Here is a 24,446-nt window from a genome sequence, read left to right on the forward strand (position 1 = left end):
CCGGAACTTCAACCGGCGCGGAACGTCATCATGAACCAGAGCCTCGAGGCGCGCGCCGGCGCGGGCCGGCTCATCTCCGGGATGTTGTGGAATGCGCTGGGACGGGGACTGCCCCTGCTCCTGGCCCTCGCGCTGACTCCCATCCTGGTGCACCAGCTCGGCCTGGAGCGCTGGGGCCTCTTCACCCTCGCCCTCGCCCTCGTCGGCGTCTTCGGCATCTTCGATCTCGGAATCGGCCCGGCGCTCACGCGCGGCCTGTCCGAGCGCATGGCGGAAGGCGAGGATGAAGCCGCCGGGCGGCTGGTCGGCACCGCCATGGTCGCCCTGGGTGGCTTCGCGGCCATCGGCGCGGCCGTTTTCTGGACGATCCTGCCCACCCTCATGCAGCGCGTGCTGAACGTCCCGCCGGAATTGCAGCAGGAGGCGCTGACCGCCTTCCGCGTGCTGGCCTGTGCAGCGCCGCTCATCGTCATCAACGCGGCCCTCTGGGGCGTCCTGGCGGCGCACCAGCGCTTCGCCGCGGCCAATCTCGTCACCATCCCGGTGGCGGTGATGTACTATCTGGGCCCCGTCATCCTGCTGATCTTCTGGCAGAGCCTGGTGGGCGTGATGCTGGTGCTCGTCGCCTGCCGGCTGGCCAATACGCTCAGCTACATGTGGCTCGCGCGGCCCTTGCTGCCGCGGCTTTCCGTCGGCCATCCGCGCATGATCCTGCCGCTGCTGCGCATCGGCGGGTGGATGACCTTCTCCTCCGTGCTCAACCAGGCGCTGCTCTATGCGGACCGCTTCCTGGTGGGCGCCATGCTGACGCTGGCGGCCGTCGCCTTCTACGCGACTCCGCTCGACCTCGTGATGCGCATGTGGATCCTGCCCGTCGCCATCGCCCAGGCGATGCTCCCGGGCATGGCCTCGGGCTTCAAGCTGCTGCCGGACGCGACCTCGGGCCTCCTGCGGCGGGGCTCGCTGCTCATGCTGCTGCTGACGCTGCCGGCCTGCCTCGTGCTCGCCGGTCTGGGAGACTGGGTGCTGCGCCTCTGGCTCGGCGCGGAGTTCGCGGCGGGCGGCGGGACGGTGCTGCGCATCCTGGCGGCGGGCATCTTCTTCTCCTGCATCGCCTTCGCGCCCAACACGCTGCTGGACGCGATCGGCCGGCCGGACGCCACGGCACGGCTGATTCTGGTGCAGGTGGTGATCTTCCTGCCGCTCTCGGCGCTGCTGCTGCACCTCTTCGGGATCGAGGGCGCGGCCATCGCCTGGGCGGCGCGCGCGGTCTTCGACGCGGCGGGCAAATTCTGGCTGGCCGGGCGGCTCTACGAGCCCGCGCGCGCCACGGCGCGGCGCATGGCGCTGCCGCTGCTGCTCTCGGGCCTCGTGCTCGCCGCGACGGTGCTGGTGGGCGACTGGCGCTGGGGGGCGGCCATCGCCATCCCGGGCTTCCTCGTCGTAGCCGCCGCCATGCTGGGCGTGCTGACCGCGGAGGAACGGCAGATCCTGCGCCCCCTGCTGCGCCGCCCCTGGCAGGCGCGGCGCATCCTGGAGCAGCGACCCGCATGATCGCGATCAACGGACGCTTCCTCACCCAGGGCCTGACCGGCGTGCAGCGCTATGCCGGCGAGATGGTGCGCGCGCTGGATGAGCTGGCGCGGCGCGGCGAGGCACCGCCAATGCGCCTGCTGGTCCCGCCTGGCGCCCAGGGCCAGGAGGCCTTCCCGGCCCTCTCGCCGCAGACCGTGGGCAGCGCGGGCGGCCAGCGCTGGGAGCAGCTCGACCTGCCGCGCGCGCTGAACGGCGACTACCTGCTGAACCTCGGCAATACCGCGCCGCTGCTGGCGGGTTCACGGCAGGCCGTGGTGATCCACGATGCCGGCGTCTTCGACACGCCCGAGAGCTACGGCTGGAAGTTCCGCACCTGGTACCGGGGCCTGCAGCGCGGTCTTGTCTGGCGCGGCGCGCGAATCCTCAGCGTCTCGCAGTTCTCCGCCGGGCGGATCTCCGTGAATCTCGGCGTGAAGGAAGAGCGTATCGGCGTCACGCTCGAGGGCGGCGAGCACATCCTCCGCGAGCCCGCCGATGCCTCGATCCTGGCGCGCCACGGGCTGGAAACGCGGCGCTATGCGCTGGTCGTCGGCACGGGCGCCGCGCACAAGAACCTTGCCGCGCTCCACTCCGCCATCGGCGCGCTGGCCGAGCGCGGGCTGGTGCTCGCGGTCGCCGGCGCGAAGGATGCGGGCGTCTTTCGCCAGGAGGGCGCGCCCGCGCTGGATGCGCATGTCCGCGCGCTCGGCCGCGTCAGCGATGCGGAGCTTCGCGCCCTCTACGAATCCGCGCTCTGCCTCGTCTTCCCCTCGCGGTACGAGGGCTTCGGCCTGCCGCCGGTGGAGGCGATGTGGTGCGGCTGCCCGGTCGTCGGCAACCGCGTGGGAGCTGTCGCCGAGGTCTGCGGCAATGCCGCGCTCTGGTTCGAGCCGACGCGGCCCGACAGCCTCGGCGAATGCGTCGCCCGCCTCGCCGACGACGCGGCGCTGCGCGAGATGATCGTCGATGCCGGCCGCCTCAGGACCGCCGGCTTTTCATGGGATGCCGCCGCGAGGCGCCTTTTGGAGTTCCTGCCGCGATGAAGGTCGCGATCGTACATGAATGGCTGGACAGCTATGCCGGCTCAGAGCGTGTGGTGGAGCAGATGCTCGCCTGCTTTCCCGAGGCCGATCTCTACGCGCTCTGCGATTTCCTGCCGGACAACCAGCGCGCCTTCCTCGGTGGGCGCGTGCCGCGCACGAGCTTCATCCAGCGCCTGCCTTTCGCGAAGAAGATGTTCCGCAACTACCTGCAGCTGATGCCGCTCGCCGTCGAGCAGTTCGACCTGCAGGGGTACGACCTCGTGCTCTCGTCCTCCCACGCCGTGGCGAAGGGCGTCATCACGGGGCCGGGCACGCGCCATGTCTCCTACGTCCACAGCCCCATGCGCTACGCCTGGGACCTGCAGCACCAGTATCTGCGCCAGGCCGGGCTCACGCGCGGGCTGAAGGGTCTCTACACGCGCTGGCTGCTGCACAAGATGCGCGCCTGGGATCAGGCGAGCGCGTCGCGGCCCGATATCATTCTCGGCAATTCGAGCTACATCGCCGAGCGCATCCGCAAGGTCTGGCGCCGCGAGGCCGAGGTACTGCACCCTCCCGTGGACCTCGACGGCTTCCCGCTGGCCACCGCGCCGCGCCGCCACTTCCTGGTGGCCGGGCGTCAAGTCCCCTACAAGCGCGTCGAGCTGGTGGCCGAGGCTTTCGCCCGCATGCCGGACCTCCACCTCGTCATCGCGGGCGACGGGCCTTCCGCGCATCTGGTGGCCGAGGCTGCGAAGGGCGCGCCGAACATCGACGTACGCGGCCGCGTGCCGCAGACGGAGCTGGTCTCGCTGCTGCAGGGTGCCCGCGCCTTCGTCTTCGCCGCAGAGGAGGATTTCGGCATCGCGATGGTGGAGGCGCAGTCCTGTGGCACGCCGCTCATCGTCTATGGGCGCGGCGGCTCGCGCGACATCGTGGAGGATGGCCGCACCGGCCTCTTCTTCGAGGAGCAGAGCGCGGACGCCATCGTCGCCGCCGTGCGGGACTTCGTGGCGCGCGAGCCGGCCTTCACGCCCGAGGCATGCCACGCCCAGGCGCAGCAGTTCAGCATCGCGGAGTTCCGCCGCAAGCTGCTGGAGGTCGTGCAGCGATGATCTCCCTCGTCGTCTCCACCAAGGGCCGCGTGAAGGAAATCGGCGAGCTCTTCGATAGCCTGCTTGCCGACAACAGCGCGGATTTCGAGGTCATCCTCGTCGACCAGAACGAGGATGGCCGGCTGGACGCGCTGGCCGAGCGCTATGCGCTGCAGCTCCCGCTGCTGCATCTCCGCAGTCCGCGCGCGCATGCCAATGCGGGCCGCAACCTTGGCCTGGCGCATGCGCGGGGCGATCTGGTGGGTTTCCCGGATGACGACTGCCTCTTTCCGGCCGGCGTTCTGCGGCGCGTGCGCGTGGCCTTCGACAGCGACCAGAAGCTGGAGATCCTGACCGGCCCCGCCGCCGCGCCGGAAGGCGGCCTCGGCTCCGGCCGCTGGAACGGGGAGCGCGGCCCCATCACGCTCCAGAACGTCTGGACCAGCGTCATCGAGTTCAACCTCTGGCTCCGCCGCGAGACCGCTCTCGCACTGGGCGGCTTCGACGAGGCAATGGGCCCCGGGGCGCGCTTCGGCTCGGCCGAGGGCAACGACCTCGTCTGCCGCGCGATGGCGAACGGCCATGCGGCCCGCTACGCTCCCGAGCTGCGCGTGATCCATCCCGACAAGCGCCTCACGCCTGAAGCGGTGGCGCGGGCGAAGCGCTACGGCCTCGGCCTCGGCTTCGCGCTGCGGCGGCATGGCGTGCCGGCCAGTGTCTGGGCGCCGTTCCTCTACCGGCCGCTGGGCGGCGCCGTCCTGTCCCTGCTGCGCGGCCGGCTGCTGGACATGCGCTACTATCTCGCCACCTTCTCCGGCCGCCTTTCGGGCTTCCTCTCCCGCGACGCGCGCGCGCTGGCCTGGCCCCAGCCGATGGAAAGCCTGGCATGAGGATCGCCCCATGAGGATCGCTGTCGGCATCGCCACGCGCGGCCGCCCCGCCATCCTCGGCGAGGTGCTGCAGGAGCTCTCGCTCCAGACCCGCGCGCCGGACCGAATCGTCGTGTGCCATGTGACACCGGACGACGTGACCGGCCTCGCGGAACGCTTCCCGCGGGCGGAGTTCCTGACCAGCCCGGCGGGCCTGCCCCGGCAGCGCAACCGCATCCTGGATGCGATCGGCGATTGCGACGCGGTGCTGTTCCTCGACGACGACTTCATCGCCGCGCCGCGCTGGCTGGAGGCGCTGGAGGGCGTGCTGGAATCGCATCCCGAATGCGTCGTCGCCACCGGCACCGTGGTCGCCGACGGCGCCAAGGGCCCCGGCATCACGCCCGAGGCGGCGCGCGAGATCCTCGCCGCCGACACGCCGCCCGCCGACCTCCTCGGCGTGCACGGGCACTTCAACGGCTACGGCTGCAACATGGCGCTCCGCCTCGCGCCCGTCCGCGCGCATGCGCTGCGCTTCGACGAGAAGCTGCCGCTCTATGGCTGGTACGAGGATCTCGACCTCACGCGCCGGCTGCTGCCCTACGGCAGTATCTACCGCCTGCATGGCGCGCGCGGCGTGCATCTCGGCACGAAGTCGGGCCGCGTGCCGGGCATCAAGCTCGGTTATTCGCAGGTGGTGAATCCCATCTACCTGGCGCGCAAGGGCAGCTATCCCTGGAGCCACGCGTTGCGCTCGGTCGGGCGGCACCTTGCGATGAACCTCGCGCGCTCGGCCGTGCCGGAGCCGGAGGTGGATCGCTGGGGCCGCTTCCGCGGCAATCTGCGCGGGCTGATGGACCTCGCCACCGGCCGCGCCGACCCCGAGCGGATCCTGACGCTTTGAGCGCCACCTGGCGCATCGTCAGCGTCGCGGAGCGGCCGGATCTCGTACCCGTCGTGGCCGAATGGCTCTGGGATGCCTTCTGGCAGCCCAACGGCCACACGCTGGAGGAGCTTCTGGAGGTGATCGGCTCCGCCGCCTCCGACCCCGGCCTGCCGGAAAGCTTCGTGCTGCTGGCGGGCGACGTCCCCTGCGGCACGGCGACCCTCGCGGCCTCAGACCTGGAACCACGGCCCGATATCGGTCCCTGGCTGGCGGGCGTCTATGTCGTGCCGGAAGCGCGCGGCCAGGGCTGCGGCGAGCGGCTCGTCGCGGCGGTGGAGAACGCGGCGCGGGAGGCGGGGCACGGGGCGCTCTACCTCTATACGCACGATGCCGCGGGCTTCTACGAGAAGCTCGGCTGGTTAGCCATCGAGGAGACGATGGACAGCCGCCAGCTCGTCACCATCATGCAGAAGCAGCTCTAGCAAGGCCTCCCGCCCGTCAGTTCGCCGCGCGCGATCAGCAGGGCAAAGTCGCATTGTGCCTCCTGCGCACGCCGCCCGACCGAGCAGGTCACCTGCCCGGCGCGCTTGCTGCGGCGACTGGGCTCGCAGGCATCGGGGCGAGCGGGTCCGGGCATCGCGTCGAAGATGCGGCGCGCGGCCGGTCCCGTGACGGTGAGATAGGCGTGGGTTCCGCGCGGCTCGCCCTCCGGCGGGTCCACCAGGGTCGCGCCGCCGAAGAGCGCCTCACCGGCCAGCCGCTCCGTGACGAAGCTCTGCGCGGAGGCCGGGCCCGCCAGCATGAGAACCAGTACCAGGATCCGCTTCATGGCCACCTCCCCGTTGACGGGGAAGGGCTAACCATATTCAGGGCGCCGGAAACAACGCGCTCGTGCGGCCCAGCAGGCGATAGACGATGAGGCCCACATATTCCCGCACGGCCCATTCCGCCTGCCCGAGCCGGAAGGACAAGGGCGGGTCGAACCAGCCCTGCCCCCCGGGCGAGGTGGAGTAGTTCACCGGCCAGGCCGTGATCTCCCACCCCGCGCGCCGGAAACAGCCCATGGAGCGCGGCATGTGGCTCGCGGAGGTCACGAGCAGCCAGCGCTCGCCGGGCTGCGGACGCAGCATCGCCTGGGTCATGGTCGCGTTCTCCCAGGTGTTGCGGGAGGCGTTCTCGAAGACCACGCGCGGCCCCTCGAGGCCCATGGAGGCCCAGAGCTCGCGCGCCACATCGGCCTCCGTCTGCGCGCCGGGAATGACGGTGCCCTGCCCGCCGGTGAAGACGATCCGCGCCTCCGGGTAGCGGCGGGAGAGCGCCACGGCTTCCGTCATGCGCTCGGCCGCGCCGTTCAGGGCGGGGATGCCGCGGCGCTCGGTCAGCAGCTGCTCGACGGCGCCGCCGAGGATGATGACGCCATCCACCCGGCCCGGGTCGGCCGGCCGCGCGAAGCGGTCCTCCAGCGGCAGGGTGATCCAGGCGGGCAAGGGCGTCAGCAGCACGGCGACATACCAGCCGAGGCCGAGCAGCAGCGGCCAGCGCCCACGCCTCCGGCCTGCGATGAGCATGGCGGCGCCGATGCAGGCCAGCAGCAGGGCGAAGGTATTGGGCCGGGCGAAGAGCCAGAAGATCTTCGAGACGAGGAAGAGGATATCCTCCATCACTCCGCCTCCACGCGGCGCCAGAGTTCCACCGTGCCGCGCTCCTCCACGAAGGTCGCGGCCAGCTCGTAGCCCTCCTCCAGCGCCTCTGTCAGCATGGACATGGCGGAGGGGCGCATGGCGAACCACTCGCTGCGGTCGAGCACGATGAAGCGCGGCCGGGATTCGAGGATGCGCTTCACCTCGGCATCCGTGTCCACCCCCGCGAGGTTCGCGAAGCTCCCCGTCAGGTGGACCGGGAAGGGAAAGCGCGTCGGCAGCTTGGCGTGGGTCAGGAAATAGACCACGGGCTGGTAGTTCGGCACGAAGATCGTGTCGCCCGGTTCCAGTTCGTCATTCATCAGCGCGGCCATGCGGCGGGGCGTATCGGGGCTGCCCATGGCGAAACCGCGGCTGAGGCGCGGCGAAAGATCGGTCGCGACATTGTCGAGCGCCACGGCCAGGACCAGGATCGAGAGGAGCATGCGCCCCCGGTGCCCCGCCATGAAGCGCGCGAAGGAATAGGCGCCGCTGGCCGCGAGCAAGGAAAGCGGCGGGATCGCGATCAGGAAATAGTGCGGGAAGAAGTGGCCCGGCCCCGCCACGGCCAGCGCCGCGGCGAGAAGCCAGGCGAGGCCCAGCAGCATCACCCGGCGCAGGGAGGGCTCCCGCCAGGAAAAGAACAGCGCGGCGATGCCGAAGGCCAGCAGCCAGCGCAGCGCCAGCGCCGCCAGGGTGATGCGCCAGAGCATCTGCTCCAGCGGAATGCGTCCGGCAGCATATTGCAGCGGTGCGAGCACGGTGCTGCCCCACCAGATATCGAACTCGCCGCGCAGCGCGTAGATGGCGCCGACCAGCAAGGTCGGCGCCACGCAGAGGGCCGCATAGGCTCCCGCGTAGCACGCCAGCAGCCGCCAGTTGCGGGCCCGCAGCGTGGGCCAGGCGAAGAGCGCGAAGACCAGGCAGCCCTCGGGCGTCACCACCGGCTTGATGAGCAGCGCGAAGCCGACCAGCACGCCCATGAGGATCAGCCGCGTCCAGTCCCGCCCCTGGGAAAGCGCGGTGCCCAGCGCGAAGGCCACCAGCGGCGCGAAGAGGATCTCCGTGTTGGAGGCGAGCCCCCCCAGGAACAGCGTGTGCGCCGCGTAGAGAAGCGCCGCCGCATAACCCAGGCTGCGGGGCGCCCCCAGTCGCCGGGCGATGAGGATCAGCCCGTATCCCGTCAGCGTGACGCAGGCCGCGCCCAGCAGGCGCACCGTCTGCAGGCTCTCGCCCAGCAGCGCGAAGGCAACTGCGATGGTGGCCGGCGCGCCCACCGGATGCATGTCCCAGACACCCGAAAGCGGCCAGTTCCCGTGGAGCCACTCCCGTGCCTGCAGGATGTAGAGGCTCTCGTCCCAGTCGATCACGGAGGGCAGGAAGGAGGCCCAGCGCAGGCCTGCCACCAGCACAGGCAGCAGGACCAGCGCGACGTACCAGCGCGGATGCGCGCGAGGCTTCCCGAGGGTTTCGGACATCGGCCCAACTTGGCCCCTGGCGTCCGGCGGGACAACCTCGGCTACGCCGCTCATCGGCGGATGCCGAGCTGCGTCTCGCGGTACCAGATGTAGAGGCCGGAGCCGACCAGCACGGCCACGCCCGCGCCGTCCCACGGATCCGGCATCTCGGACCAGATCACCGCGCCGAGCAGCGTGGTCCAGATGATCCCGGAATACTCGAAGGGCGCCACGACGGTCGTCTCGCCCGAGCGGTAGGCCTCGGTCATGAGCAGTTGCGCCAGCGCGGAGACCATGCCGATGCCGAACAGCAGCGCCCATTGCAGCGGTGTCGGCCAGATCCAGCCCGGGATCGAAAGCACCCCCGTCACGATCGAGGAGCCGATGGCGAACCACAGCACGATGGAAACGCCCGATTCCCCCGCCTGCCCCATCCGGCGGATGGTGATCATGGCCAGTGCCCAGCTCAGCGCGCCCGCTAGCACGACGAGGCTCGGGACCAGCGGCATGTCCTCGCCGCCCGACCAGGGGCGGACCACCAGCAGCACGCCCGCGAAGCCCACCGCGACCGCCAGGCTGCGGCGCCAGCCGACGGTCTCGCCCAGCAGCGGGATGGCGAGCAGCGTGAGGAAGAGCGGCATGGTGAAGCCCAGCGCCGTCACCGCCGCGATGGGCATGGTGGCGTAGCCATAGAAGGCCGTGCCCATGCCCACCAGCCCGAAGAAGGTGCGCCAGGCATGGCCGAGCGGGCTCGTGGTCTTCAGGGCCTGCCAGCCGCCCGCCTGGCGCAGCAGGGGCAGCAGCACCGGCAGGGCGAAGAGGCTGCGGAAGAGCATGAGCTGCATCAGCGGCACGGCCCCGTGCAGCGCCTTCACGCAGGCGGCCGCCATCGCGAAGAGCAGCGCGGCGCCCAGGATGGCGAAAATGGCCCGCTGGCGGACGGCGCGAAGGGCGGCCGCCCGCACGGGGACCTCGGAAGTTTGCAAGGCTGGGCTCATGGACTGGCTTTGCCCGGGAGGTTACGGTCTGGCCCGCATGAGCGCCAGACCACCCAAGGCCCCGCCGATTTCCCCCTTCCCCGGCCTCGAGATCCGCGCGGACGAGGTCGTCTGGCCGGGCCGCTTCCCGGTCCAGCGCGTGCGCTTCACCTATGAGCGATTCGACGGCGGCCGCTCGCCGGAGCTGACCTGGGAGCTGTGGCGCCGGGGCGCGGGCGTGGCCATGCTGCCCTTCGACCCCTGGGCCGACCGCGTGGCCCTCATCGAGCAGTTCCGCCTGCCCGTGCACGCCGCGGGCCTGCCGCCCATCCACACCGAATGCGTGGCGGGCCTGCTGGAAGCCGGCGAGGACCCGCAGGAGGCCGCCCTGCGCGAGACGCAGGAGGAAGCGGGCCTCGCCCCGGACCGGGTCGAGAAGATCGGCCAGTACATGCTGATGCAGGGCGGCTGCGACGAGCTGATGCACCTCCATTGCGGCCGCGCCCGGCTACCCGAGCCAGAGACGGTGAAGAACCACGGCCTGCAGCACGAGGGCGAGGACATCCGGCTGCTGATCATGCCGACGGCCCGGGCGATGGCGATGCTGGACGCCAACGAGATCCGCAACGCCACCTGCGCCATGAGCCTCTTCTGGCTGCGCCACCACCACGCGCGCCTGCGCGACGAATGGACCCGCTAATGACCGAAGTTCTGTACCGAAGCGATTCCTACCTGCGCGAGACGACCGCGCGCGTCGTCTCCGCGAGCGAGGCCGGTGTGGTCGTGGATCGCTCCAACTTCTACGCCCGCGCCGGCGGCCAACCGGGCGACACGGGCACCATCCGCTGGGATGGCGGCGAGGTTCCGGTCCTGGAAGCCGTGAAGGGAGAGGGCGAGGACATCCTGCTCCGCACGCCCGAGGGCGCTGTCCTGCCCGCCCCCGGCACGGAGGTGACGCTGACCCTCGAGTGGCAGCGCCGGCACCGCCACATGCGGATGCACAGCGCCATGCACCTGCTGTGCAGCCTGATCCCGGGCGCGGGTGTGACCGGCGGCCAGGTGGGCGCGGACAAGTCCCGCCTGGACTTCGACCTCGCCGAGCCGCCCAGCAAGGAATCGCTTACCGAGGCGCTGAACGCCCTGATCGCCGCCGACCATCCGATCAGCGAAAGCTGGATCACCGAGGCGGAGCTGGACGCCAATCCCGGCCTGGTCCGTACGCTTTCGGTGCAGCCGCCGCGCGGCTCGGGACAGATCCGGCTGGTGCGCATCGGTAGCGGCGAGACGCCCGTGGACCTCCAGCCCTGCGGCGGCACTCATGTGCGCAGCACGGCCGAGATCGGCCGCGTGGAAGTGACGAAGATGGAAAACAAGGGGCGGCAGAACCGCCGCATCAGCCTCGTGCTCGTGGAGGGCTAGTTCATGAAGGATCTCGTTTCGACGGAATGGCTGGCGGCCGAGCTCGGCAAGCCGGACCTCATCGTCTTCGACACCACCAAATACCTGCCCAACGAGCCCTTCGACGGGAAGAAGAAGTACCTGGAGGCGCATATCCCCGGCGCGCGCTTCTACGACATCGACGAGGTGGCGGACCCCGACTCCACCCTGCCCCACATGATCCCCACGGCGGCGCGCTTCGAGAAGCTGATGGGCCTGATGGGCGTCACCAACGACAGCCGGATCGTCTTCTACGACCAGAAGGGCCTGCAATCCTCCGCGCGCGGCTGGTGGCTCATGCGGCTCTTCGGGCACATGAACGCGGCCGTGCTCGATGGCGGCCTGCCGAAATGGGCGAAGGAGGACCGCGCGATTGAGGCCGGCGATCCGCCGCCCGTGGAGTTCACGAACTACGTCGCGGACTTCGTCTCGAGCCGCGTGCTCGGCATCGGGGACGTGAAGCGCATCCTGGAAAGCGGCGACAAGCTGATCCTCGATGCGCGCGCCGCCGGCCGCTTCAAGGGCAGCGCACCCGAGCCGCGGCCCGGCCTGCCCTCCGGCCACATGCCCGGCGCGCAGAACATCCCTTTCAACGAGCTCTTCGCCGCGGACGGCACCATGCTGCCGGAGGAGGCGCTGCGCGCCCGCTTCGCGATGGCCGGCGCCGATGGCTCGCGCCCGCTGGTCACGAGCTGCGGCACGGGCGTCACCGCCTGCATCCTGACGCTCGGCGCCGTGCGCGCCGGCCTGCCCGAACCCGCCGTCTATGACGGCTCCTGGACCGAATGGGCGAGCCGCCCCGAAACCGTGAAGGCGACCGCCTGATGCCGGACGATCACAACCCCGCCGACCACAAGAAGCTCGGCTTCTCCACCCGCATGAGCCATCTCGGCCGGCCGGGCGTGAAGACGCATGGCTTCGTGAACCCCGGCGTGCATCGCGGCTCGACCGTGCTCTACCCGGATGCGGAGGCGCGGCGCGACGGCGGCGCCAAGCGCTTCGAGCGCTACATGACCTACGGCACCGCCGGCGGCCCGACCCACTACGCGCTCGAGGACGTGATCACCGACATCGAGGGCGGCACGCGCTGCACGATCGTGAGCACGGGCCTCGCCGCCGTGACGGTGCCGCTGACCGCCTATCTGAAGAATGGCGATCACTGCCTGATGCCGGACAGCTGCTACGGCCCGGCGCGCAATTTCGCGACCTCGCTCATGAAGGATTGGGGGATCGAGACCACCTTCTACGATCCTTGCGTGGATGAGGCAGGGATGGCCGCGCTCATCCAGCCCAATACCAAGGTCGTCTACACAGAGAGCCCGGGCTCCCACACCTTCGAGGTGCAGGACATCCCGGCCATCGCCCGCGCCGCCCATGCGCGCGGCGCCAAGGTGCTGATGGACAACACCTGGGGCATCTACAACTTCCAGCCTTTCCAGCATGGCGTGGACGTCTCGATCCAGGCGCTGACCAAGTATGTCGGCGGCCATTCGGACATCCTGCTCGGCAGCATCACGGTGAATTCGGAGGAGGACCACATCCGCGTCCGCACCGCCGCCTCCACCATGGGCCACTACGCCTCGCCGGACGATTGCTGGCTGGCCCTGCGCGGCGCGCGCACCATGGCGATGCGGCTGAAGGCTCAGGAGGAGGCGAGCCTCGAGGTCGCGCGCTGGCTGGAGACGCAGCCGCAGATCAAGCAGATCCTGCACCCGGCCCTGCCCTCCCACCCGCAGCACGCGCTCTTCAAGCGCGACTTCACGGGCGGCTGCAGCCTCTTCGGCGTCGTGCTCGACCCGCGCTACGAGACGGGCGACATGTTCCGCTTCGTGAACGCGCTGCAGCTTTTCGGCATCGGCGCGAGCTGGGGCGGCTTCGAGAGCCTGGCGCTGCCCACCACGGGCTTCGTGACCCGCACGGCCGGCTCCGGCGACTTCGGGGGCACGATGCTGCGCCTGCACATCGGCCTCGAGGACACGAAGGACCTCATCGCCGACCTTGCCCAGGGGCTGCGCGTCCTCAATTAAGGGCCTCCATTAGGGAGCAAGCCCATGAAGGCCGACAGCGTCCTCGCCACCATCGGCAATACGCCGCATATCCGCCTCGGCCGCCTCTTTCCGGAGGCCGAGGTCTGGATCAAGTCGGAACGGGCCAATCCGGGCGGCTCCATCAAGGACCGCATCGGCCTGGCCATGATCGAGGCGGCCGAGGCCGATGGCTCGCTGAAGCCGGGCGGCACCATCGTGGAGCCGACCTCCGGCAACACGGGCATCGGCCTGGCCATGGCGGCGGCGGTGAAGGGCTACAAGCTCATCCTGGTCATGCCTGAGAGCATGTCCATCGAACGCCGGCGCCTCATGCAGGCCTATGGCGCCAGCTTCGACCTCACCCCGCGCGAGAAGGGCATGAAGGGCTCCATCGCCCGCGCCGAGGAGATCGTGGCCGCCACGCCCGGCGCCTGGATGCCGCAGCAGTTCGAGAACCCGGCCAATATCGCCGTCCACGCCCGCACCACGGCGCTGGAGATCCTGGCCGACTTCCCCGAGGGCCTCGACGTCCTGATCACCGGCGTCGGCACGGGCGGGCACATCACCGGCTGCGCCGAGGTGCTGAAGCCGAAATGGCCCGGGCTCAAGGTCTATGCGGTGGAACCCACGGCCTCGCCCGTCATCTCGGGCGGGCAGCCCTCGCCGCATCCCATCCAGGGCATCGGCGCGGGCTTCGTTCCCGCGAATCTCCACCGGGACGTGCTGGACGGCGTGATCCAGGTCGCGGCCGACGACGCCAAGGAATACGCCCGCCGCTCGGCGCTGAAGGAGGGGCTGCTGGTCGGCATCTCCTCCGGCGCCACGCTCGCCGCCATCGCGCAGAAACTGCCGGAATTGCCGAAGAATGCGCGAATCCTGGGCTTCAACTACGACACCGGCGAGCGCTACCTTTCCGTGGCAGATTTCCTGCCGGAATAGGACTCCCGATGCCCGACGCGCCGCCCTTCCTGCCGCACAGCTCGCATTGGGGAAGCTTCTCGGCGCGCTGGCTGGATGGGCGGCTGGAGCTCAAGGCCGATCCGGGCGACCCGGATCCCAGCCCCATCCTCGGCAACATGGCGGCCGCGCTGCGCCATTCCGCGCGCATCGCCCAGCCCATGATCCGCCGCGGCTGGCTGGAGCGCGGCCCCGGCCCCGACGACCGGCGCGGCCGGGACGAGCTCATCCCCGTCTCCTGGGACCGGGCGCTGGAGCTGCTGGCGGCCGAGCTCGCGCGCGTGAAGGACAAGCACGGGCCCGGCGCTGTCTTCGGCGGCTCCTACGGCTGGTCCAGCGCCGGGCGGTTCCATCACGCGCAGAGCCAGGTCCACCGCTTCCTGAACATCGCGCTCGGCGGCTACGTGCGTTCGGTCAATTCCTACAGCGCCGGCGCCTCTGCCGTGATCCTGCCGCGCATCGTGGCACCCATGGAGCAGATCTCCCGCCACAACGTGACCTGGGACGCCATCGCCGAGCATAGCGAGATCGTGCTCGCCTTCGGCGGCATGGCGCTCAAGAACAGCGCGGTGGCCAGCGGCGGCATCAGCCGCCATGTCGAGCGCGGCTCCATGAAGGCGGCGCGCGACCGGGGCGCGGAGTTCATCCTCGTCGCGCCCCTGCGCGACGACCTGCCGGAGGAGGCAGGCGCGGAATGGCTGCCCGTCCGGCCCAATACCGATGTCGCGCTCATGCTCGCCCTCACCCACACGCTGGTGGCGGAGGGTCTGCACGACCGCGCCTTCCTCGCCCGCTACACCAGTGGCTGGGAGGTCTTCGAGCCCTACCTGATGGGCGGGGCCGACGGCCAGCCCAAGGATGCCGACTGGGCGGCCGCCATCACGGGGCTCGAGGCCGGCTCCATCCGCGCCCTCGCCCGCCGCCTCGCGGGCAAACGGAGCCTGATCACGGTCTCCCACTCCCTCCAGCGCGCCGAGTTCGGCGAGCAGCCGGTGTGGATGGGCCTGGTGCTCGCGGCGGCGCTGGGGCAGATCGGCCTGCCGGGAGGCGGCTATCACTATTCGCTGGGCGCGCTGGGCCATACCGGGCGGCGTCTCGTGGCGACGCCCGCCGCCGCGCTCAACCAGGGCAAGAACGGCGTGCGCGCCTTCATTCCCGTGGCGCGCATTTCGGACATGCTGCTGCAGCCCGGCGAGCCCTTCGACTACGACGGGAAGAAGTACGCCTATCCCGATATCCGCCTCGTCTACTGGGCCGGCGGAAATCCCTTCCACCACCACCAGGACATCAACCGCCTGCGCCGCGCCTTCGCGACGGTGGACACGCTGATCGTCCACGACAGCGCCTGGACCGCGAGCGCCCGCCACGCCGACATCGTCCTGCCCGCGACCGTGACGATGGAGCGCGAGGATCTCGGCGCCGCGCCGACCGACCCGGTGCTGATCCCCATGCACCGCATCGCCGAGCCCTTCGCCGAGGCGCGCGACGACTTCGCCATCTTCTCGGATCTCGCCGAGCGGCTGGGCTGCGGCGAAGCCTTCACCGAGGGCCGCAGCGTGCGCGAGTGGCTCGCGCATCTCTACGAGCCCGCGCGCCTGGCGCTGGAGAAGCGCGGCGAGCCCGCGCCGGATTTCGAAACCTTCTGGCGCGACGGACCGCTTTCCATCCCCTTCGGCCCGGATGACGGCGGCACGCTGCGCGCCTTCCGCGAGGATCCGGAGGCGCATCCGCTGCACACGGAATCCGGCCGCATCCAGGTCTATTCGCCCACCATCGCCGGCTTCGGCTACGCGGATTGCCCCGGCCATCCGGCGTGGCTGGAGCCGGTGGACGTGCCGCATGCGGAAGCCCCGCTGCGCCTCGTCGCCAACCAGCCCGCGACGAAGCTGCACAGCCAGCTCGACTTCGGCGCCACCAGCCAGGGCGCCAAGCGGCGCGGGCGCGAGGTGGCGCGCATGCACCCCGCGGATGCCGCGGCGCGCGGCATTGCGGAAGGCGATATCGTCCGCCTCTTCAACGCGCGCGGCGCCTGCCTCGCCTCCGCCCACCTCACGGAAGATGTCGCGCCCGGCATCGTGAACCTGCCGACCGGCGCGTGGTACGACCCCGACGACGCGAATGCCGACGCGCCGCTCTGCGTGCATGGCAATCCGAACGTGCTGACGCGCGATGTGGGCACCTCCAGCCTCGCGCAGGGCTGCACCGGGCAGCTCACCTCCATCGAGGTCGAGCGCTTCGCGGGGAACCTGCCGCCGATCCGCGCCTATGACCCGCCGGGAGGACTCGCCGAAGCCGCGGAATAGCGCTGGCTTCTGAAGGCGACACACCGCAGGCTGTTGCGGCTTCAGAAGAAACGAGGTTGCACGGATGCGTTTTCGCCTTCCCCTCCTGGCCGGTCTGCTTCTTCTTCCCGGCGCCGCCATGGCCCAGGTCCAGGCTGGCCCTACCCTCACCGCTGTGCGGGCCAAGGGCACGGTCGATTGCGCGGTCAGCCCCGGCACGCCGGGCTTCGGCGCGCCGGATAGCCAGGGCGTCTATCGCGGGCTCGATCCCGACACCTGCCGCGCCGTTGCCGCCGCGGTCTTCGGCGATGCGAGCCGCACGCGCTTCGTCCCTGTCGCCGGCGGCCAGCGACCGACCTCGGTCCAGACAGGCGCCGTGGACATTGTCACCAGCACCTTCACCTGGTCGCATTCGCGCGACACGGCGAACGCGCTCAACTTCGCCGCCATCAACTTCTACGACGGGCAATCCTTCCTCGTGCGGCGATCGGCCAACATCACGAGTTCGCGCGATCTCGCGGGGGCGGCGATCTGCACCACGGCGGGCTCGACCAGCGAGCTCAATGTCGCGGACTGGGCGCGGGCCAACAACCTCCAGTACCGGCCCGTGGTGTTCGAACGCGCTGACGAGGCGCGCAACGCCTATGCCTCGGGCCGCTGCGACGCCTATTCCACGGATGCGAGCCAGCTCGCCGCCATCCGCAGCGCCCTCGCCAACCCGGCCGACCACATCGTGCTGGAGGAGCGCATCAGCAAGGAGCCGCTGGGCCTCGCCGTACGGCATGGCGACGACCAGTGGCTCGATATCGTCCGCTGGTCCTTCTACGCGCTGGTCGAGGCGGAGGAGCTCGGCATTACCCAGGCCAATGTGGACGAGATGCTGAACAGCCAGCTCCCCGCCGTGCGGCGCCTGCTGGGCACGTCGGGCGAGCATGGGCCGATGATGGGGCTGGACCGCCGCTGGGCCTACAACATCATCAAGGCGCTGGGGAACTACGGCGAGATCTACGAGCGCAACCTGGGGCCCAACACGCCCATCGGGCTGCAGCGCGGCGTGAACAACCTGTGGAACCGCGGCGGGCTGATGTACGTGCCGCCGATCCGCTAGAGGTTTTTCGCCGCTTCCAGAACCTGGGCCGCATGCGCCTCCGGCTTCACCTTGCGCCAGATGGCCTTCACCTTGCCATCTGCGCCGATGAGAAAGCTGGAGCGCTCGAAGCCCATGTAGCGGCGGCCCATGAACCGCTTCTCGACCCAGGTGCCATAGGCCTCGGCGAGCTGGTGCTCCGGGTCGCTCGCGAGGGGGAATTCGAGCCCGTACTTCTTCGCGAACTTCTCGATCTTCGGGATTTCGTCGGGGCTCACGCCGATCACGGTCAGCCCCGTCTTGCCCAGCGCCGGCAGCGCCTCCTGGATGCCGCAGGCCTGGGTGGTGCAGCCGGGCGTGCTGGCCTTCGGGTAGAAGTACAGCAGGTAGGGCTTGCCCTTGAGCGAGGCCGCGGTCACGCGCCGTCCGCCCGAGGCCTCCAGGTCGAAGCCCGGAGCCTTGCCGCCGACCTCGATCATCCGAGCATCCGCTTCAGCTTGCGGACCGCGCTGTCGGGCGTCGTGAAGACGGGCCGGCCCGTCGCGTCCGCCGCCATCGGCGCCACATGCGCCAGGCTGAACTGGCCGAGCGCGATGGCATCGCAATCCTTCAGCTTCAGCGATTCCTCCACGGCCAGCCGGTCATGCGTCGCGACGTCGCCCGCATCCAGCGCGGCGAGCGCGCCCTCGGCCAGGCAGGGTACGACCTCGATTCCGGGCGGGAATTCCGGCGGCATGGAGGTCAGCGTGCCCGCGAAGGTCGCCAGCAGCCCGATGCGCTTCGCGCCGGAGGCGACGATCTCCTCGATCATCGCCTCGTTGGGCTTGAGCACCGGCATGGCGGCATGGTCGGCCGCCACGGCCTCGATGCAGGGCCCGAAGGCCGAGCAGGTGAAGAGGATCGCGGCCGAGCCCGTCCCCGCCGCGTAGTCGCCCAGGGTGCGGAAGCGGTCGGTCATGCCCGGCGTCAGCCTGCCCTCGCGCGCGAGGTCGGCCGAGAGGCTGTCGTCCATCAGGTTCATCAGCGTATTGCCGGGCCAGAGGCGCGCGAAGGCGGCCTCGATCGGCGGCGGCGAGTGCCGGAGGGCGTGGATCAGCGTGATGCGTGCCATGTATCAGCCCTTGCAGCGGCGCAGCGCGCTCGGGAACTCGACGCAGTTGGGCAGGACCACCTCGTCGTCGCTGCGGCGCTGGACGCGGAGCAGGTTCGGGTTGTTGTCGCAGCCGAAGCCGATCTCGGGAATGCGGCCCTGCACCGGCACCAGGCGGAACTCCAGCCCGTTCGGAATCAGCGCCACCGTCTCGATCGCCCGCTGACGGAAGGAGATGTCGAGGCTGGAGACGCGCATGATCACGTCGCGCGTCACGATCAGCGAGACATTGCCGAAGCAGCCCGGGCCCTCGGTCTCGACGGCGGGGAAGATGCCGCCGGTCCAGCTCCCGAACATCCACTCATGGGGCGGCCCCTGCCGGGCGGGGGCCTGGGCACGGGCGATCACGGCCGGGCTGGCCAGCAGGCCGCCCACGACAGGCAGAAGGGAACGACGGCGCAGCATCAACAGGCGTCTCCGCAGGGGGTTACTCCCCCCTATGTAGCGCGCCGGACCGGGCTCGTCAGGCCCGGCCTCGCCGGGATGCCGTCCTTGATGGGAATGTGGATGAAGGCGGCGAAGGCGGCGGCGAAGATGCTGATGCTCCACATCAGGTCGTAGCTGCCGGTCAGGTCGAAGGTGTAGCCGCCCAGGAAGGCGCCCGCGAAGCCACCCAGCTGGTGCCCGAGGAAGACCAGCCCGAAGATGGTCGCAAGCCAGCGCGTGCCCCAGTTGCGTGCGCAGAGCGCCACCGTGGGCGGCACGGTGGACAGCCACAGCACGCCCATGCAGGCCGAGAAGATCAGGACATTGGCGGTCGTCTTCTCGGCGAAGAGGAAGATGGCCATCAGCACGCCGCGCAGGGCGTAGATGGCCACCAGCAGCTCCCGGCGCTTCCAGCGCTGGGACAGCTCGCCCGCGCCGAGCGAGCCCACCACGTTGAACAGGCCGATCAGCGCGATGGACGCCGCGCCGACCGAGGCCGGCAGATGGCAGCTCGCGACGAAGCCCGGCAGGTGGACGGCGAGGAAGCTTACATGCACCCCGCACACGAAGAAGCCGAAGAAGAGGCACCAGAAGCTGGGCGAGGAGAGCGCGGAGCGCAGGGCCTCGCCCGCCGTCTGCTCCACCGTCCCGGGCTTCGGCGCGGCCATCCTGCCGCCGAGCGGAATGGCCAGCGGCAGCATCAGCAGCGCCGCGCCCGCCATGAAGAACAGCGCGCCCTGCCAGCCGAAGAGATTGATGCCGAGCTGGCTCAGAGGCACCACAAGGAACTGCCCGAAGCTGGAGCCGGCGGTGGCGAGGCCGACCGCGCGGCCGCGCATGTTCTCCGGCAGCATGCGGGTCAGGGACGCGCTGATGACCGGCATGCCGGCGGCCGAGACCGCCACGCCCATCACGATCCCCGCGAAGAAGGTGAAGAGGCCGAGCCCCTGGCTCAGCGACATGCCCAGGATGCCGAGGGCGTAGAGCACGGCGCCCCCCATCACCACCACGCGGCCGCCGAAACGGTCCGCCAGCTGGCCCGCCACGGGCTGGGAGAAGCCGTTGAGCAGCACCTGGAAGGCGATGGCGAGCGCGAAGCCCGAGGTGCTCCAGCCCAGCGCCTGGGTCATCGGCGCGAGGAACAGGCCGAAGCTCTGACGCAGCCCCATGGCCAGGGCCGCCGCCATCACGGCGCAGGCGAGCAGGACCGTGGCTGCACGAGATGTCCCTGACATGGAGGTCTCCTTACCCAGCATGAGCCTCACATGAGGGGTTCGCGCCGCACAAATGCGCGTGACGCATGGCGAGGCCAGCGTCCTGCGCGTAGCTCAGGCCGCCATCGGGTAGGCGCTGTGCTCGGTGAGCATGGAGACGAGCATCAGGTAGGCGTCGGTCCAGGCCACGCGGAGGTCGGCGTCGAAATCCGGACCGAGCCCGCGCTCCAGCGTCCAGAGCAGGGCCTCGCCCACGGCCAGGTAGTGGTCCGGCCGCACCCCGCGCGAGGCGTGGCGGGCGGCGAGCGCCCGGATGGCGGGACGCAGCCGGTCCGGCCGGTCGATGCTCCCCACCACGAAGCCGAGCGTCGCCATGAGGCGGGCGCCCTGGGCCTCCAGATCCGTCGCGGCGAAGAGGCGGCGCGCGGTCGGATCGATGGCGAAAAGGCGGCGGAAGAAGAGCGCGGCGGCGGGGGCTGCCACCCCAGCCAGCTTGGGGAAGCTGTTGCGGATTAGTTCGCAGTTCCTGGGGGTCATCGCTGTCTCTCCTTCGCCGTATGGGACTCTGTCCTGCGTCGGTCGCGATTCCATCGCGCGACGGGTCCGGCTTTGTCGTGTCTGTCGCGTTGCCTTGGGCCCCGGCAGCGGCTAGGCCCGCCGCGCATGGCCCTTTCCACCGCCGATTTCGACTTCGAGCTGCCCGAGGCACTGATCGCCCAGGCCCCCATCCGCCCGCGCGACGCGGCGCGGATGCTGGTCGTGCGCGGCGGGACGCTCGAGGATCGCGGGGTGCGTGACCTCCCCTCCCTGCTGCAGCCGGGCGACGTGATGGTGGTGAACGACACCCGCGTCATCCCCGCCCGCCTGCGCGCCCGGCGCGGCGAGGCACGGATCGAGATCATGCTGAACCGCGCCGAGGGCGACGGCAGCTGGCATGCGCTCATCCGCAACGCGCGCCGCCTGCGCGTGGGCGACGAGGTCGCGATCGAGGGCGCTGACCTCACCGCCCGGGTGCTGGAGAAGTTCGAGGGCGGCAGCGCGCGCCTCGATTTCGGCGCGGACCCAGCCCGGCTGGAGGCCGCGCTGGAGCAGGCCGGCGAGCTGCCCCTGCCCCCCTATATCCAGCGAGAGGCCCCGCGCGGCGAGGACCGCGCCGACTACCAGACCGTCTTCGCCGCCCGCCCCGGCGCCGTCGCCGCCCCCACCGCCAGCCTTCACTTCACGCCGGAGCTTCTGGCCGCGCTGGATGCCCGGGGGGTGGAGCGCGCCACCGTGACGCTGCATGTCGGCGCCGGCACCTTCCTGCCCGTGCGCGAGGAGGACCCCAGCCGCCACGTCATGCACCACGAATGGTGCGAGCTCGGCGCCGAGGCCGCCGCCACCATCAACCGGGCCCGCGCCGAGGGCCGCCGCGTGCTCTGCTGCGGCACTACGGCGCTGCGGCTGTTGGAGACCGCTGCCCGCGACGTGCATGACCGCACCGCGCCGATCCCGGTGTTCTCGGGCCTGACCAATATCTACATCCTGCCCGGCTTCCCCTTCCGCGCCGCCGACATGCTGATGACCAATTTCCACCTGCCACGCTCGACGCTGCTGATGCTGGTCTCCGCCTTCGCGGGGGTCGGCACCATGCGGCGCGCCTACGCCCATGCGGTGGCCGAGGGCTACCGCTTCTTCTCCTACGGCGATTCCTCGCTGCTCTTCCGCGAGGAGGCGGCATGACCCTGCACTGGAAGCACCACGCGAGCGCCGGGCGCGCCCGCGCCGGCGTGCTGCACACCGCCCATGGCGAGGTGCCGACGCCCGTCTTCATGCCGGTCGGCACCGCCGGCACGGTGAAGGCCATGACGGCCGATGCCGTGCGCTCCACCGGCGCGCGCATGGTTCTGGGCAACACCTACCACCTGATGCTGCGGCCGGGTGCCGAGCGCGTGGCGAGGCTCGGCGGGCTGCACCGGATGATGGACTGGCACGGGCCGATCCTGACGGATTCCGGCGGCTTCCAGGTGATGAGCCTCTCCGGCCTCCGGAAGATGGACGAGGACGGCGTCACCTTCCAGTCGCATGTGGACGGCTCCAAGCACCGCCTGACGCCCGAGCGCAGCGTCGAGATCCAGCGGCTGCTGGGCGCCGACGTCACCATGTGCTTCGACGAATGCACCCCCTTTCCCGCCACGCATGAGGAGGCGGCGAAGTCCATGCGCCTCTCCATGCGCTGGGCCGCGCGCTGCCGCGCCTGCTTCGAGGAAAGACCGGGCCACGGCCTCTTCGGCATCGTCCAGGGCAGCACCTTTGAGGACCTCCGCGCGGAGAGCAGCGCGGCGCTGACCGGGATCGGCTTCGAGGGCTACGCCATCGGCGGCCTGGCCGTCGGCGAGGGCCAGGAGGCGATGTTCGCCACCCTCGACTTCACCGTCCCCATGCTGCCCGAGACCCATCCGCGCTACCTCATGGGCGTGGGCAAGCCCGCGGACCTCCTGGGCGCCGTGCGGCGGGGCGTCGACATGTTCGACTGCGTGATCCCGACCCGCTCCGGCCGGATGGGGCGCGCCTATACCTCGCGCGGCCAGCTCAACCTGCGCAACGCCAAGCATGCCGAGGACCTGCGGCCGCTGGACGAGGGCTGCACCTGCCCGGCCTGCCGCAGCCACAGCCGGGCCTATCTGCATCACCTGCTGAAATGCGACGAGATGCTCGGGCCCATCCTGCTGACCTGGCACAATATCCAGTATTACCAGGACCTGATGGCCAGGATGCGCGCCGCCATCCTGGCCGGGAATTTCGAGGAAGAGGCCGAGGCGATCGAGGCCGGGTGGCACCAGGGGGACGAGGCATGAGCAGCATCACCGACACCAGCGGCCTGACGCAGCTCGGCGCCGCCACCGCGCTGCCCGCGAGCCCGGACGAGGCGAAGCTCGAGCGCGTGCCCAACCCGCATCCCGCCCTCGCCTACTGCATCCGCTTCGCCGCGCCGGAATTCACCTCGCTCTGCCCGCTGACGGGCCAGCCCGATTTCGCGCATCTCGTCATCGACTACGTGCCGCGAGAGTGGATCGTGGAGAGCAAGAGCCTGAAGCTCTACCTCGGCAGCTTCCGCAACCACGGCTCCTTCCACGAGGCCTGCACGGTGGATATCGCGCGGCGGCTGGTGGACACGCTGGACCCGGCCTGGCTGCGCATCGGCGGCTACTGGTATCCGCGCGGCGGCATCCCGATCGATGTCTTCTACCAGACCGGCGCGCCGCCCGAGGGCGTCTGGATCCCGCCGCAGGATGTCCCCGGCTACCGGGGCCGCGGCTGAGATGGGCCGCATCCTCGTCACCGGCGCGGCCGGGTTCATCGGCGCCCATCTCTGCCAGGCCCTGCTGGCGCGCGGCGAGGATGTGGTGGGGCTGGACAACCTCAACCCCTATTACGACCCGAAGCTGAAGGAGGCGCGGCTCGCGGCGCTCACCTCCAAGGGCAGCTTCGAGTTCCACAAGCTGGACCTCTCGGACACCGACGGCGTGATGGCGCTGGTCGCCGCCCGGCCGGAGATCGACCGCGTGGTGCATCTCGGCGCCCAGGCGGGCGTGCGCTGGTCGCTGGAGGCGCCCTTCGCCTATACCGCCGCCAACGTCACCGGCCACCTCGCCATCCTGGAGGCCGTGCGGCGGAGCGAAGGGCGGATCCGCCACCTGCTCTACGCCTCCACCAGCTCGGTCTACGGCTCCCGCGAAAGCACCGAGCCCTTCCGCGAGACCGACCGCGCCGAGCGGCCCGCCTCGCTCTACGCCGCGACCAAGCTCGCGGGCGAGATGATGAGCAAGTCCTACACGGACCTCTACGGCATCCCGCAGACGGGGCTGCGCTTCTTCACCGTCTATGGGCCCTGGGGCCGGCCCGACATGGCCTATTGGCTCTTCACGGACGCCATGCTGGCCAGGCGCCCGATCCGCCTCTTCAACGAGGGGCGGATGATGCGGGATTTCACCTTCGTGGACGACATCGTGGCCGGCATCATGGCCGCGCTGGACCATGCGCCGCCGCCGCGCACGCATCGCACCTACAATATCGGCAACAGCCGGCCCGAGCCGCTGCTGGGCCTCGTCGAGACGCTGGAGGAGCTGCTGGGCGTGAAGGCCGAACGCGTGCTCATGCCCATGCAGCCGGGCGACGTGCCGGGCACCTTCGCCGATGTCTCCGCCATGGAGCGCGACTTCGGCTGGCGGCCGACCACCGACCTGCGCACGGGCCTCGGCCATTTCGTGCGCTGGTGGCGGGCGTATTTCGGCTAGCGTCTGATCCGCCGAGGCGAATGCCGGAGC

At 70.5% G+C, this 24,446-nt stretch carries 26 protein-coding genes; 17 read left to right on the plus strand and 9 right to left on the minus strand.

Annotated elements, in window-relative coordinates; all coding sequences use genetic code 11:
* Positions 1 to 30 precede the first annotated feature (30 nt).
* Genes WJM96_RS10255 through WJM96_RS10280 form a run of 6 tightly spaced genes read left to right on the plus strand, consistent with a single transcriptional unit; the run spans position 31 to position 5,928 of the window.
* Positions 31 to 1,554, plus strand: a complete 1,524-nt coding sequence (locus tag WJM96_RS10255; RefSeq protein ID WP_424812388.1) for a flippase — start codon at positions 31 to 33, stop codon at positions 1,552 to 1,554.
* Complete coding sequence (locus tag WJM96_RS10260) at positions 1,551 to 2,618, plus strand: glycosyltransferase family 4 protein (protein ID WP_424812389.1); 1,068 nt, start codon at positions 1,551 to 1,553, stop codon at positions 2,616 to 2,618. Before WJM96_RS10255 ends, WJM96_RS10260 begins: the two co-directional genes overlap by 4 nt.
* Entirely contained in the window at positions 2,615 to 3,712 is a 1,098-nt protein-coding gene (locus WJM96_RS10265) for a glycosyltransferase (protein WP_424812390.1), read from the plus strand. Before WJM96_RS10260 ends, WJM96_RS10265 begins: the two co-directional genes overlap by 4 nt.
* A complete protein-coding gene (locus tag WJM96_RS10270) occupies positions 3,709 to 4,581 on the plus strand; it encodes a glycosyltransferase family 2 protein (protein WP_424812391.1) in 873 nt (290 codons plus the stop codon). The genes WJM96_RS10265 and WJM96_RS10270 overlap by 4 nt, the downstream gene beginning before the upstream one ends.
* A gap of 10 nt (positions 4,582 to 4,591) precedes the next feature.
* The gene (locus WJM96_RS10275; RefSeq protein WP_424812392.1) at positions 4,592 to 5,464 is read left to right on the plus strand and encodes a glycosyltransferase family 2 protein; all 873 of its coding nucleotides are present in this window, start codon (positions 4,592 to 4,594) and stop codon (positions 5,462 to 5,464) included.
* The gene (locus tag WJM96_RS10280; RefSeq protein WP_424812393.1) at positions 5,461 to 5,928 is read left to right on the plus strand and encodes a GNAT family N-acetyltransferase; all 468 of its coding nucleotides are present in this window, start codon (positions 5,461 to 5,463) and stop codon (positions 5,926 to 5,928) included. Before WJM96_RS10275 ends, WJM96_RS10280 begins: the two co-directional genes overlap by 4 nt.
* On the opposite strand, the gene WJM96_RS10285 is transcribed toward WJM96_RS10280, so the two are convergent.
* The 4 genes from WJM96_RS10285 to WJM96_RS10300 are packed head-to-tail and all read right to left on the minus strand — an operon-like array spanning position 5,925 to position 9,568.
* Positions 5,925 to 6,275, minus strand: coding sequence for a hypothetical protein (locus tag WJM96_RS10285; RefSeq protein WP_424812394.1), 351 nt, complete (start codon positions 6,273 to 6,275; stop codon positions 5,925 to 5,927). The two genes, WJM96_RS10280 and WJM96_RS10285, sit on opposite strands and share 4 nt — an antisense overlap.
* Positions 6,276 to 6,312: 37 nt before the next feature.
* A complete protein-coding gene (locus tag WJM96_RS10290) occupies positions 6,313 to 7,107 on the minus strand; it encodes a YdcF family protein (protein WP_424812395.1) in 795 nt (264 codons plus the stop codon).
* On the minus strand, positions 7,107 to 8,603 hold the full coding sequence (locus tag WJM96_RS10295; protein ID WP_424812396.1) for an ArnT family glycosyltransferase: 1,497 nt from the start codon (positions 8,601 to 8,603) through the stop codon (positions 7,107 to 7,109). The genes WJM96_RS10290 and WJM96_RS10295 overlap by 1 nt, the downstream gene beginning before the upstream one ends.
* Before the next feature lie 50 nt (positions 8,604 to 8,653).
* Entirely contained in the window at positions 8,654 to 9,568 is a 915-nt protein-coding gene (locus WJM96_RS10300) for a DMT family transporter (RefSeq protein ID WP_424812397.1), read from the minus strand.
* A 49-nt stretch (positions 9,569 to 9,617) separates the two neighbouring features.
* Here WJM96_RS10300 and WJM96_RS10305 point away from each other — a divergent pair, with 49 nt between their 5' ends.
* The 7 genes from WJM96_RS10305 (at position 9,618) to WJM96_RS10335 (ending at position 17,370) form a co-directional block, all read left to right on the plus strand.
* Positions 9,618 to 10,259: an NUDIX domain-containing protein gene (locus WJM96_RS10305; protein WP_424812398.1), complete on the plus strand. Its 642-nt coding sequence runs from the start codon at positions 9,618 to 9,620 to the stop codon at positions 10,257 to 10,259.
* On the plus strand, positions 10,259 to 10,978 hold the full coding sequence (locus WJM96_RS10310; protein WP_424812399.1) for an alanyl-tRNA editing protein: 720 nt from the start codon (positions 10,259 to 10,261) through the stop codon (positions 10,976 to 10,978). Before WJM96_RS10305 ends, WJM96_RS10310 begins: the two co-directional genes overlap by 1 nt.
* A gap of 3 nt (positions 10,979 to 10,981) precedes the next feature.
* Positions 10,982 to 11,821: a sulfurtransferase gene (locus tag WJM96_RS10315; RefSeq protein ID WP_424812400.1), complete on the plus strand. Its 840-nt coding sequence runs from the start codon at positions 10,982 to 10,984 to the stop codon at positions 11,819 to 11,821.
* Positions 11,821 to 13,023: a cystathionine beta-lyase gene (gene metC / locus WJM96_RS10320; RefSeq protein WP_424812401.1), complete on the plus strand. Its 1,203-nt coding sequence runs from the start codon at positions 11,821 to 11,823 to the stop codon at positions 13,021 to 13,023. Before WJM96_RS10315 ends, metC begins: the two co-directional genes overlap by 1 nt.
* 24 nt (positions 13,024 to 13,047) lie before the next feature.
* Positions 13,048 to 13,962 (plus strand): cysteine synthase A, encoded by a 915-nt coding sequence (cysK, locus tag WJM96_RS10325; RefSeq protein ID WP_424812402.1) that lies wholly within the window; start codon positions 13,048 to 13,050, stop codon positions 13,960 to 13,962.
* An 8-nt stretch (positions 13,963 to 13,970) separates the two neighbouring features.
* A complete protein-coding gene (locus WJM96_RS10330) occupies positions 13,971 to 16,283 on the plus strand; it encodes a molybdopterin guanine dinucleotide-containing S/N-oxide reductase (protein ID WP_424812403.1) in 2,313 nt (770 codons plus the stop codon).
* 64 nt (positions 16,284 to 16,347) lie between these two features.
* The gene (locus tag WJM96_RS10335; protein WP_424812404.1) at positions 16,348 to 17,370 is read left to right on the plus strand and encodes an amino acid ABC transporter substrate-binding protein; all 1,023 of its coding nucleotides are present in this window, start codon (positions 16,348 to 16,350) and stop codon (positions 17,368 to 17,370) included.
* Here the strand turns inward: WJM96_RS10335 and bcp are convergent.
* From bcp to WJM96_RS10360, 5 genes are all read right to left on the minus strand, one after another.
* The gene (bcp, locus tag WJM96_RS10340; protein WP_424812405.1) at positions 17,367 to 17,828 is read right to left on the minus strand and encodes a thioredoxin-dependent thiol peroxidase; all 462 of its coding nucleotides are present in this window, start codon (positions 17,826 to 17,828) and stop codon (positions 17,367 to 17,369) included. The genes WJM96_RS10335 and bcp overlap by 4 nt on opposite strands.
* Positions 17,825 to 18,460: an arylsulfatase gene (locus tag WJM96_RS10345; protein WP_424812406.1), complete on the minus strand. Its 636-nt coding sequence runs from the start codon at positions 18,458 to 18,460 to the stop codon at positions 17,825 to 17,827. Before WJM96_RS10345 ends, bcp begins: the two co-directional genes overlap by 4 nt.
* A gap of 3 nt (positions 18,461 to 18,463) precedes the next feature.
* The gene (locus tag WJM96_RS10350; RefSeq protein WP_424812407.1) at positions 18,464 to 18,904 is read right to left on the minus strand and encodes a hypothetical protein; all 441 of its coding nucleotides are present in this window, start codon (positions 18,902 to 18,904) and stop codon (positions 18,464 to 18,466) included.
* 32 nt (positions 18,905 to 18,936) lie between these two features.
* Entirely contained in the window at positions 18,937 to 20,160 is a 1,224-nt protein-coding gene (locus tag WJM96_RS10355; protein ID WP_424812408.1) for an MFS transporter, read from the minus strand.
* A gap of 93 nt (positions 20,161 to 20,253) precedes the next feature.
* Positions 20,254 to 20,676, minus strand: coding sequence for a globin domain-containing protein (locus WJM96_RS10360; RefSeq protein WP_424812409.1), 423 nt, complete (start codon positions 20,674 to 20,676; stop codon positions 20,254 to 20,256).
* Positions 20,677 to 20,802: 126 nt separating this feature from the next.
* Between WJM96_RS10360 and queA the strand changes: the two genes are divergently transcribed.
* The 4 genes from queA to WJM96_RS10380 are packed head-to-tail and all read left to right on the plus strand — an operon-like array spanning position 20,803 to position 24,416.
* A complete protein-coding gene (gene queA, locus WJM96_RS10365; RefSeq protein WP_424812410.1) occupies positions 20,803 to 21,861 on the plus strand; it encodes a tRNA preQ1(34) S-adenosylmethionine ribosyltransferase-isomerase QueA in 1,059 nt (352 codons plus the stop codon).
* Complete coding sequence (gene tgt / locus WJM96_RS10370) at positions 21,858 to 22,976, plus strand: tRNA guanosine(34) transglycosylase Tgt (RefSeq protein WP_424812411.1); 1,119 nt, start codon at positions 21,858 to 21,860, stop codon at positions 22,974 to 22,976. The genes queA and tgt overlap by 4 nt, the downstream gene beginning before the upstream one ends.
* On the plus strand, positions 22,973 to 23,440 hold the full coding sequence (gene queF / locus WJM96_RS10375; RefSeq protein ID WP_424812412.1) for a preQ(1) synthase: 468 nt from the start codon (positions 22,973 to 22,975) through the stop codon (positions 23,438 to 23,440). The genes tgt and queF overlap by 4 nt, the downstream gene beginning before the upstream one ends.
* Positions 23,412 to 24,416 (plus strand): NAD-dependent epimerase/dehydratase family protein, encoded by a 1,005-nt coding sequence (locus WJM96_RS10380; protein WP_424812413.1) that lies wholly within the window; start codon positions 23,412 to 23,414, stop codon positions 24,414 to 24,416. Before queF ends, WJM96_RS10380 begins: the two co-directional genes overlap by 29 nt.
* The last annotated feature ends 30 nt before the right edge of the window (positions 24,417 to 24,446 follow it).

Source organism: Roseococcus sp. YIM B11640, from assembly GCF_049727625.1.
GTDB lineage: Bacteria > Pseudomonadota > Alphaproteobacteria > Acetobacterales > Acetobacteraceae > Roseococcus.

Bases quoted from the DNA above. Each gene is read 5' to 3' on its own strand.
- tgt (WP_424812411.1), top strand. From the start codon at position 21,858: ATGACCCTGCACTGGAAGCACCACGCGAGCGCCGGGCGCGCCCGCGCC.
- bcp (WP_424812405.1), bottom strand. From the start codon at position 17,828: ATGATCGAGGTCGGCGGCAAGGCTCCGGGCTTCGACCTGGAGGCCTCG.
- WJM96_RS10355 (WP_424812408.1), bottom strand. From the start codon at position 20,160: ATGTCAGGGACATCTCGTGCAGCCACGGTCCTGCTCGCCTGCGCCGTG.
- queF (WP_424812412.1), top strand. From the start codon at position 22,973: ATGAGCAGCATCACCGACACCAGCGGCCTGACGCAGCTCGGCGCCGCC.
- WJM96_RS10305 (WP_424812398.1), top strand. From the start codon at position 9,618: ATGAGCGCCAGACCACCCAAGGCCCCGCCGATTTCCCCCTTCCCCGGC.
- WJM96_RS10345 (WP_424812406.1), bottom strand. From the start codon at position 18,460: ATGGCACGCATCACGCTGATCCACGCCCTCCGGCACTCGCCGCCGCCG.
- WJM96_RS10360 (WP_424812409.1), bottom strand. From the start codon at position 20,676: ATGACCCCCAGGAACTGCGAACTAATCCGCAACAGCTTCCCCAAGCTG.
- WJM96_RS10350 (WP_424812407.1), bottom strand. From the start codon at position 18,904: ATGCTGCGCCGTCGTTCCCTTCTGCCTGTCGTGGGCGGCCTGCTGGCC.
- WJM96_RS10315 (WP_424812400.1), top strand. From the start codon at position 10,982: ATGAAGGATCTCGTTTCGACGGAATGGCTGGCGGCCGAGCTCGGCAAG.
- WJM96_RS10290 (WP_424812395.1), bottom strand. From the start codon at position 7,107: ATGGAGGATATCCTCTTCCTCGTCTCGAAGATCTTCTGGCTCTTCGCC.
- WJM96_RS10335 (WP_424812404.1), top strand. From the start codon at position 16,348: ATGCGTTTTCGCCTTCCCCTCCTGGCCGGTCTGCTTCTTCTTCCCGGC.
- queA (WP_424812410.1), top strand. From the start codon at position 20,803: ATGGCCCTTTCCACCGCCGATTTCGACTTCGAGCTGCCCGAGGCACTG.
- WJM96_RS10380 (WP_424812413.1), top strand. From the start codon at position 23,412: ATGTCCCCGGCTACCGGGGCCGCGGCTGAGATGGGCCGCATCCTCGTC.
- WJM96_RS10260 (WP_424812389.1), top strand. From the start codon at position 1,551: ATGATCGCGATCAACGGACGCTTCCTCACCCAGGGCCTGACCGGCGTG.
- metC (WP_424812401.1), top strand. From the start codon at position 11,821: ATGCCGGACGATCACAACCCCGCCGACCACAAGAAGCTCGGCTTCTCC.
- cysK (WP_424812402.1), top strand. From the start codon at position 13,048: ATGAAGGCCGACAGCGTCCTCGCCACCATCGGCAATACGCCGCATATC.
- WJM96_RS10330 (WP_424812403.1), top strand. From the start codon at position 13,971: ATGCCCGACGCGCCGCCCTTCCTGCCGCACAGCTCGCATTGGGGAAGC.
- WJM96_RS10255 (WP_424812388.1), top strand. From the start codon at position 31: ATGAACCAGAGCCTCGAGGCGCGCGCCGGCGCGGGCCGGCTCATCTCC.
- WJM96_RS10295 (WP_424812396.1), bottom strand. From the start codon at position 8,603: ATGTCCGAAACCCTCGGGAAGCCTCGCGCGCATCCGCGCTGGTACGTC.
- WJM96_RS10270 (WP_424812391.1), top strand. From the start codon at position 3,709: ATGATCTCCCTCGTCGTCTCCACCAAGGGCCGCGTGAAGGAAATCGGC.
- WJM96_RS10275 (WP_424812392.1), top strand. From the start codon at position 4,592: ATGAGGATCGCTGTCGGCATCGCCACGCGCGGCCGCCCCGCCATCCTC.
- WJM96_RS10310 (WP_424812399.1), top strand. From the start codon at position 10,259: ATGACCGAAGTTCTGTACCGAAGCGATTCCTACCTGCGCGAGACGACC.
- WJM96_RS10285 (WP_424812394.1), bottom strand. From the start codon at position 6,275: ATGAAGCGGATCCTGGTACTGGTTCTCATGCTGGCGGGCCCGGCCTCC.
- WJM96_RS10265 (WP_424812390.1), top strand. From the start codon at position 2,615: ATGAAGGTCGCGATCGTACATGAATGGCTGGACAGCTATGCCGGCTCA.